The sequence below is a fragment of the Nocardioides sp. genome (genome assembly GCF_024509035.1).
GTDB lineage: Bacteria > Actinomycetota > Actinomycetes > Propionibacteriales > Nocardioidaceae > Nocardioides.
In genome coordinates this window covers 1-7,256 of sequence record NZ_JANINT010000115.1, presented here as the reverse complement: position 1 = coordinate 7,256, position 7,256 = coordinate 1, and the positions used below count along the sequence as shown (strand labels likewise).

Annotated in this window: 8 protein-coding genes; 5 read left to right on the top strand and 3 right to left on the bottom strand. The window is 70.2% G+C overall.

The window, feature by feature from the left end; translation table 11 throughout:
• Positions 1-941, bottom strand: a 941-nt coding sequence (locus tag Q0L15_RS09720; protein WP_296603958.1) for a hypothetical protein, incomplete at its 3' end; no start/stop codon positions are given.
• A 172-nt stretch (positions 942-1,113) separates the two neighbouring features.
• Between Q0L15_RS09720 and Q0L15_RS09715 the strand changes: the two genes are divergently transcribed.
• The 3 genes from Q0L15_RS09715 to Q0L15_RS09705 are packed head-to-tail and all read left to right on the top strand — an operon-like array spanning position 1,114 to position 4,117.
• Positions 1,114-2,313 carry a nucleotide sugar dehydrogenase gene (locus Q0L15_RS09715; protein WP_296603956.1) on the top strand — a complete coding sequence of 400 codons (1,200 nt, stop codon included), beginning with the start codon at positions 1,114-1,116 and terminating at the stop codon, positions 2,311-2,313.
• A gap of 11 nt (positions 2,314-2,324) precedes the next feature.
• Positions 2,325-3,080 carry a glycosyltransferase family 2 protein gene (locus Q0L15_RS09710; protein ID WP_296603955.1) on the top strand — a complete coding sequence of 252 codons (756 nt, stop codon included), beginning with the start codon at positions 2,325-2,327 and terminating at the stop codon, positions 3,078-3,080.
• Entirely contained in the window at positions 3,077-4,117 is a 1,041-nt protein-coding gene (locus Q0L15_RS09705) for an NAD(P)-dependent oxidoreductase (protein ID WP_296603954.1), read from the top strand. Before Q0L15_RS09710 ends, Q0L15_RS09705 begins: the two co-directional genes overlap by 4 nt.
• Positions 4,118-4,129: 12 nt before the next feature.
• Here the strand turns inward: Q0L15_RS09705 and Q0L15_RS09700 are convergent, their stop codons facing one another.
• Positions 4,130-4,807, bottom strand: coding sequence for a class I SAM-dependent methyltransferase (locus Q0L15_RS09700; protein ID WP_296603953.1), 678 nt, complete (start codon positions 4,805-4,807; stop codon positions 4,130-4,132).
• Positions 4,808-4,926: 119 nt separating this feature from the next.
• On the opposite strand from Q0L15_RS09700, the gene Q0L15_RS09695 reads away from it, so the two are divergent.
• Positions 4,927-5,862 (top strand): DUF3068 domain-containing protein, encoded by a 936-nt coding sequence (locus Q0L15_RS09695; RefSeq protein ID WP_296603951.1) that lies wholly within the window; start codon positions 4,927-4,929, stop codon positions 5,860-5,862.
• A 22-nt stretch (positions 5,863-5,884) separates the two neighbouring features.
• Here Q0L15_RS09695 and Q0L15_RS09690 read toward each other — a convergent pair whose 3' ends face one another.
• Positions 5,885-6,694, bottom strand: a complete 810-nt coding sequence (locus Q0L15_RS09690; RefSeq protein WP_296603949.1) for a class I SAM-dependent methyltransferase — start codon at positions 6,692-6,694, stop codon at positions 5,885-5,887.
• Between the two features lie 199 nt (positions 6,695-6,893).
• Here Q0L15_RS09690 and Q0L15_RS09685 point away from each other — a divergent pair.
• A partial coding sequence (locus tag Q0L15_RS09685; RefSeq protein ID WP_296603959.1) for a S1 RNA-binding domain-containing protein occupies positions 6,894-7,256 on the top strand: 363 nt, incomplete at its 3' end.

The following is a 7,256-nucleotide window of genomic DNA, read 5'->3' as shown; positions in this document are numbered from 1 at the left end:
GCGCCGTAGAGGACGACGAGCACGATGACGACCCAGGCCAGGTTGACCGTCCAGGACGGCGGGTCGGCGTATCCCTCGCCGCTCCACGACCACGGACCTCCGACCGCGCCGGCAGGGAAGCCGGTGGCGATCATCGCCTCGACGGCCCGGCCGGCGGCGCGGAGGGACGGCGGGTCGTAGGGCTGGCTCACGTGGCCGCCGTAGTAGAGCAGGTACGCCGCCAGCAGGGGGAGGCCGAGGACGAGGGCGGGCCAGTAGCGGCGGACCAGCCGGACCAGGCGGAGCACGGGTCCGCCGGTCGTGAAGTAGGCCAGCGCGAGGTAGCCCAGCACCGGGAGGATCAGGAGTGCCTTCACGTCGCCGAGCAGCCCGACGACGACGCCGAGGTAGGCCACGACGGCCCACACGAGCCGGCGTCCGCGCAGGTAGCGGACGCCGGCGCCCACCGCGAGGAAGAACCCGACCTGCATCGACAGCTGGCTCAGGCACGCCGTCCACCACATGGTGGCGGGCACGGTGACCGAAGTGAACAGGTAGAGGGAGAGCGGCACCAGGATGCCGGGCCGGCGCCCGAACAGCGTGACGAGCATCCATACGGCGGCGACGCTGGCGAGCGCCTGGATGACCAGCGTGCTGGCCAGCGCAAGGCCCCAGTCGAGTGGGCCGAGCTCGGCCACCGCCCAGGCGAGCGCGCGGCCCAGGGGCATCAGGTGGTTGTTCCACGGCGTGAGCAGGTAGTCGGCGTCGAAGCGGGACGCGCGGGCGTCGAGGATGAGGCTGAAGTCGTCCTGGTGGAACCAGGTGCCGGACAGCGTCCAGGCGCGCAGACCCAGCTGGATCGCCACGAGGACGACCGCGGCGCTGAGCACGAGGTCTCGCGTGTGGCCCGAGCGGTCAGCCTCCACGAGCCACTGGCGGGCCCGGGTGAACAGCTGGCGCACGCGACCTCCCTCAGCGGCCTCCTCGGCGGCCCTTCCAGCGGCCCTCCCAGCGGCCCCTTCAGCGGCGGAGTCTGCCACACCGATGCGCCCAGGACCGCGCAGACCGGGCGCCCGTGACGGTAGTTTGGGCGAAACCCTCTCGAGCCCGACGACCCGACGGAGTAGCAGCAGCGTGGCTGATCAGTTCGACTTCGACGTCTGCATCGTCGGCGGCGGGGGACATGTCGGGTTCCCGCTGGCCGTCGCCTTCGCCTCCCGGGGCCTGCGGGTCGCGATCTACGACATCAACGCCTCCGCGGTGGACACGATCGCAGCCGGTCGCGCGCCGTTCCTCGAGCCCGGGGTCGACGCGCCGCTGGCCGACGCGCTCGCGTCCGACCGCCTGGTCGCGACGACCTCGCGCGACGTCGTCCGGCGGGCCGAGCACGTGGTGATCGTCGTCGGCACGCCCGTCGACCAGTACCTCAGCCCCGACCCCGAGGTCGTCCCGCGCGTGGTGGGCGAGCTCGAGGACGTGCTGGTGCCGGGGCAGCTCGTCGTGCTCCGGAGCACCGTCTTCCCCGGGGTCACGCGACGCGTCGAGCAGCTGCTCGACCGCAACGGCGTCGAGGTCGACCTCGCGTTCTGCCCCGAGCGCATCGCCGAGGGACGGGCGATGACCGAGCTGTTCTCGCTGCCCCAGCTCGTGGCCGCCCGCAGCGACCGACCCATGCAGCGGGCGGCCGCCCTGTTCGGCAAGCTCACCGACACCGTCATCGAGCTGGCGCCGGAGGAGGCGGAGCTCGCGAAGCTGTTCACGAACTCCTGGCGCTACATCAAGTTCGCGGCGGCCAACCAGTACTACATGATCGCCAACGACCTGGGGCTGGACTTCGCCCGGATCCGAGCGGCGATGATGACCGACTACCCGCGGTCGGCCGACCTGCCCGGCGCCGGCTTCGCGGCCGGGCCCTGCCTGTTCAAGGACACCATGCAGCTCGCCTCCGTCACCGGCGGGTCGTTCGCGCTGGGACACTCCGCGATGCTCGTCAACGAGGGCCTGCCCGACTACCTCGTCCGCCGGATCGAGGAGCGCCATGACCTTCCCTCGCTCACCGTCGGCATCCTCGGGATGGCGTTCAAGGCCGAGAGCGACGACCGGCGCTCCAGCCTCTCCTACCGGCTCAAGCGGGTGCTGTCCTTCCGCGCCGAGGCCGTGCTGACCACCGACCCCTACGTCACCGACGACCCCGACCTGGTGCCGCTCGAGCAGGTCCTGGCCGAGGCGGACCTGCTCGTCATCGGTGCTCCGCACGCGGCCTACCAGGAGCTCGACCCGGCGGTCCCGGTCGTCGACGTGTGGAACCTGCTCGGAGCGGGGTCGGCCCTGTGACGCCCACGGCGGTGTCCGTCATCGTCCCCGCCTACCACGAGCAGGAGGGCATCGGGCGGGTCCTCGACCGGTTGATCGACGCCATCACGCTCGACTTCGAGATCCTCGTCGTGGTCGACGACCCGGCCGATCCGACCGTCGCCGCGGTCCGCGAGCACGTGCCGGACGACCAGCGGGTGCGCACGCTCGTCAACACCTACGGACGCGGGCCGGCCAACGCCATCCGGTTCGGCATCGACGCGGCCCGGCACCCGGTCGTCGTCGTGACGATGGCGGACGGGAGCGACGACCCGCGGATGATCGACCCGCTCTGCCGCCTCGTCGAGCGGGGCGTGGTCGTCGCGGCGGCCTCCCGCTACTCGCCCGGGGGTCAGCAGGTCGGCGGCCCCGTCCTCAAGGGCATGCTCTCGCGCACCGCCGGGCGCACGCTCGGCACCTTCGCCCGGGTCGGCACCGACGACGCCACCAACAGCTTCAAGGCGTTCGCCACCGACTTCGTCCGTGAGGTCGGCATCGACAGCCGCAGCGGGTTCGAGATCGGCCTCGAGCTGACCGCCAAGGCACGGCGCCTGCGGCGTCCCGTCGCCGAGCTGCCGACCATCTGGCTCGACCGCACGGTCGGGGAGTCGACCTTCGACCTCAAGGGCTGGATCCCCAAGTACCTGCGTTGGTACCGCTTCGCCTTCGGGCCCCAGCTCACGGTGGAGCAGGTGCGCGCCGAGGGTGCGAGAATCGCTGCGCGCAACGACAGGAAGGGACGTCCGTGACCGAGGGATCGGGCCAGCGGGTGCTGGTCACCGGATCGGCGGGGTTCATCGGCGGATACGTCGTGGAGGAGCTCCTCCGTCGCGGCTACGCCGTGACCGGCATCGACAACTACTCCAAGTACGGCCCGGTGACGAAGTCCTACGACGACCACCCGGCGTACCGCTTCGTCGAGGGCGACGTGCGCGACCTCGACCTCATGGCCGAGCTGGTGGCCGACTGCGACCACCTGATCGCCGGAGCGGCCCTGATCGGCGGCATCTCCTACTTCCACACCTACCCCTACGACCTGCTCGCAACCAACGAGCGGATCATCGCGGCCACGTGCGACACCGCGATCCGGGCCATGCAGGGAGGCCGGCTGCGCAAGGTGACCTACCTCAGCTCGTCGATGGTGTTCGAGTCGACCGACCGCTGGCCCTCCCGGGAGGGCGACGAGCGCGTGGTCCCGCCGCCGCTGTCGTCCTACGGTTTCCAGAAGCTGGCGGTCGAGTACTTCGCGCGGGCCGCCTGGGACCAGTACCGCGTCCCGTTCACGATCGTGCGCCCGTTCAACTGCGTCGGGGTGGGGGAGGGCCGCGCGCTCGGCGACGTCGAGATCCCGAGCGGCAACATCAAGCTGGCCATGAGCCACGTCGTGCCCGATCTGATCCAGAAGGTGCTCAAGGGCCAGGACCCGCTGCACGTGCTCGGCGACGGACAGCAGGTGCGCCACTACACCTACGGCGAGGACCTCGCTCGCGGCATCGTCGTCGCCATGGAGTCCGAGCGAGCGCTCAACGACGACTTCAACCTGTCGACCGCGCAGTCGACCACGGTGCTCGAGCTGGCCGAGGTCATCTGGCGCAAGGTGCACGGGCCGGACCGGCCGTTCTCGGTCGTGAGCGACGAGCCGTTCGAGCACGACGTCCAACGTCGCGTCCCCGACGTCACCAAGGCCGAGGAGGTGCTCGGCTTCCGGGCCGAGACGTCCCTCGACCAGATGCTGGACGTGGTGATCCCGTGGGTCGCGCAGGCGATGGCCGACGGGCTGATCTGAGCGTCTCCCGCCTCAGCGCCGGCGGCCGACGACCAGCATCTGCTTGCCCAGGACCCGCCAGGCCGGCCGGCAGCGGAGGTAGGCCTTCACCATGAAGGGCCGCACGGGGAAACGGGCGTCCTTGACGGTGTACGGCAAGAACCTGCCCACCCGGCGCTCCACCTCGAAGCCGGAGAGCTCGAGGGCTTCGGCGACGCTGAGGTCGGTCAACGGCAGATGGTGGTCGAGGTAGTCCCAGTAGCGACCTGGCAGGTGCCGGATGTTGGGCATCAGCACGACCAGCTGCCCTCCCGGGCGGGTCACCCGGTGGCACTCGCGCAGCGTCGCCATCAGGTCGGCCTTGGTGGGGAGGTGCTCGAAGAAGTTCGAGGTGAACACCGTGTCGACGCACGCATCGGGCAGGGCGTCCATCTGGTCGGAGCGCGTGGTCAGCACCTTGACGCCGCTCGCGGCGTGGGACGCGGTGTCGGGGTTGAGGTCCACGGCGATCCGTCGGCGTGCCTCGACGACGTTGACGAACTCGCAGCTGCCCGCGCCCAGGTCGACGACCGTCCCGTCCCGGGGCACGTAGCGCTGGAAGACCTGCGAGACCAGGACCGCCCACAAGACGCGCTTGGCGGCGAGCTCGCGCTCGTCGAAACGGTTGCGGTAGATCGCCGGGAGATCTGCGCCCGCGGCGCCGTCTGTCATGGCAGAGGACCCTATCCCGACGGCCGGGGACCAATTTCGTCACAAGTGTGACGGACGTCGCATTTCTACCCGTGAGTACTGCTACGGTGCACCGAATCGCACCATCCTTGGGAGGGGACGTGAAGCGTAAGTGGTTCGGCCTGGTCATGCTCGGGGTGGGGACCTTCCTGCTCGTCGCGGGCGTGTTGGCCACCGTGTGGGCTCCGGGCGTGGTCAAGAAGACGCCGCTGGACGTCGATCAGGTGACGCACCTCGAGGGCACGGTGCGCAAGCTCGACCCGGCCACGGGTGAGTTCCCGTCCGAGCCGGTCCCGGTCAAGGTGGAGAGCATCACCAAGACCGACTCCAACGCCTCCGACGGCAAGACCGCGAGCTGGGTCCAGACGACCTGCGTGGTCATGGACATCGACAACGCCCCCAACTGCGTCGACGGCGACGACCCGCGCCTGGTCGACGCGAGCACCGACGTGTTCGCGACCGACCGCGTGAGCGGCCTGGCCGTCAACGACACCGACAACCTGCCGGCCGACGCCGTGCCGCACGAGGGCCTGATGAACAAGTGGCCCTTCGACGCCGAGAAGAAGACCTACCCGATGTGGGACGGCACCGCCGGCCACGCGGTCGAGGCGAAGTACGTGCGCGAGGACTCCCTCGAGGGCATCGACTGCTACGTCTACGAGGTCACGATCAGCGACGAGCCGATCGAGATCGCCGAGGGCGTCGACGGCACCTACGACAACAAGATCGAGGTCTGGGTCGAGCCCAAGACCGGGGCGATCCAGCAGCAGACGCAGGACCAGCAGCGCTACCTCGCCGACGGCATGCAGGTGCTCGACCTCAAGATCGGCTTCACCCAGGAGCAGATCGACCAGTTCGCCGCCGACGCCCGGGCCAACATCCGGCTGCTCGACGCGATCACCCTGTGGATGCCGATCGTCGGGTTCGCCGGCGGCGCGCTGTGCCTCCTCGCGGGGGCCGCGCTGCTCCTCACTGCTCGGCGCCGCCGCGGCGAGCAGGTCGCGCTAGCGCCTGAGCGGGCCCGCGTCACCACCTGACCGGACCTGGGCTCGGCCCGGGTCAGCCCAGCCGGGCGCCGAAGATCGCGGTCCCGGGGGTGTACTGCCCCCGGGTCGCGGACCATCCGCCCCACACCCGGTCGTGGTGCTCGGGCCACTCGGGCTCGAGCAGGTCGGTGATCACGAACCCGTGGCCGGCCAGCAGCCCGACCCAGTCGCCGAGCGTGCGGTGGTGCTCCACGTAGGACACCCGGCCGGTGGCGTCGTCGACCTCGACGTACGGCGTGCGGTCCCAGTAGGACTGGCTCGCCACCAGGCCCGCCTCGCTGGGGTCGTCGGGGAACATCCAGCGCGTCGGGTGGGTGATCGAGAACGCGTAGCGACCGCGGGGGCGCAGCACCCGCGCGGTCTCGGCGACCGCGTCGGCGATGTCGCTGACGAACTGCAGGGCCCCGAAGGAGCAGAAGACGACGTCGAAGGAGTCGTCGGCGAAGGGCAGTGCGGTGGCGGTGCCGAGCACCGACGGCACGACGACCCCGGTGTCCTGGTCGATGCGCCGCGAGTGCTGGAGCTGGCGGAAGGACAGGTCGAGCCCGTACGCCCGCCCGCCCTGGCTGCGCACCCACCGGGAGCACTGACCGGCGCCGGAGCCGACCTCGAGGACGTCGCGGCCCGCGACGTCGCCGAGCACGCCGGCCTCGGCCTCGGTCAGACCCTCGGGGCCCCAGACGAACCCGATGTCGCCGAGGAACTCCCCGTGGGTGGACTGGTACTCATCGGCGTAACGGTCCCAGTCGGGCCCGTTGGCCCGGCGGGACTCGTCCTCGGTGACCGGGCGACGCTCCACCCGCACCGGAGGATGGTTCTCCACACGGGGGAGCCTAGCCCGGGCCGGCGAGCGGTCGTGGGTTGGACGTACTTCATGAGCGCCGCGTAGTCTTCAGGGTGCGCCGGAGGTCTGCCCGCGTCCCAGACGGAGCGGACCGTGCTCGCTATCCATCTCGTGGCTGGTGAAAACGACCTTCGCCGTGTCCGCACGACTTCTATCCACCCAAGGAACAACCTCCCTTATGACGAGCACCATCTCGACTCTTCCCGATTACGACGCGCCTCAGGTCGCGATCAACGACATCGGTTCTGAAGAGGACTTCCTCGCGGCGATCGACGCGACCATCAAGTACTTCAACGACGGTGACATCGTGGATGGCACCATCGTCAAGGTCGACCGGGACGAGGTCCTGCTCGACATCGGTTACAAGACCGAGGGTGTCATCCCCTCCCGCGAGCTCTCGATCAAGCACGACGTCGACCCGTCCGAGGTCGTTTCCGTGGGTGACAAGGTCGAGGCCCTGGTCCTCCAGAAGGAGGACAAGGAAGGCCGCCTGATCCTGTCCAAGAAGCGCGCCCAGTACGAGCGCGCCTGGGGCACGATC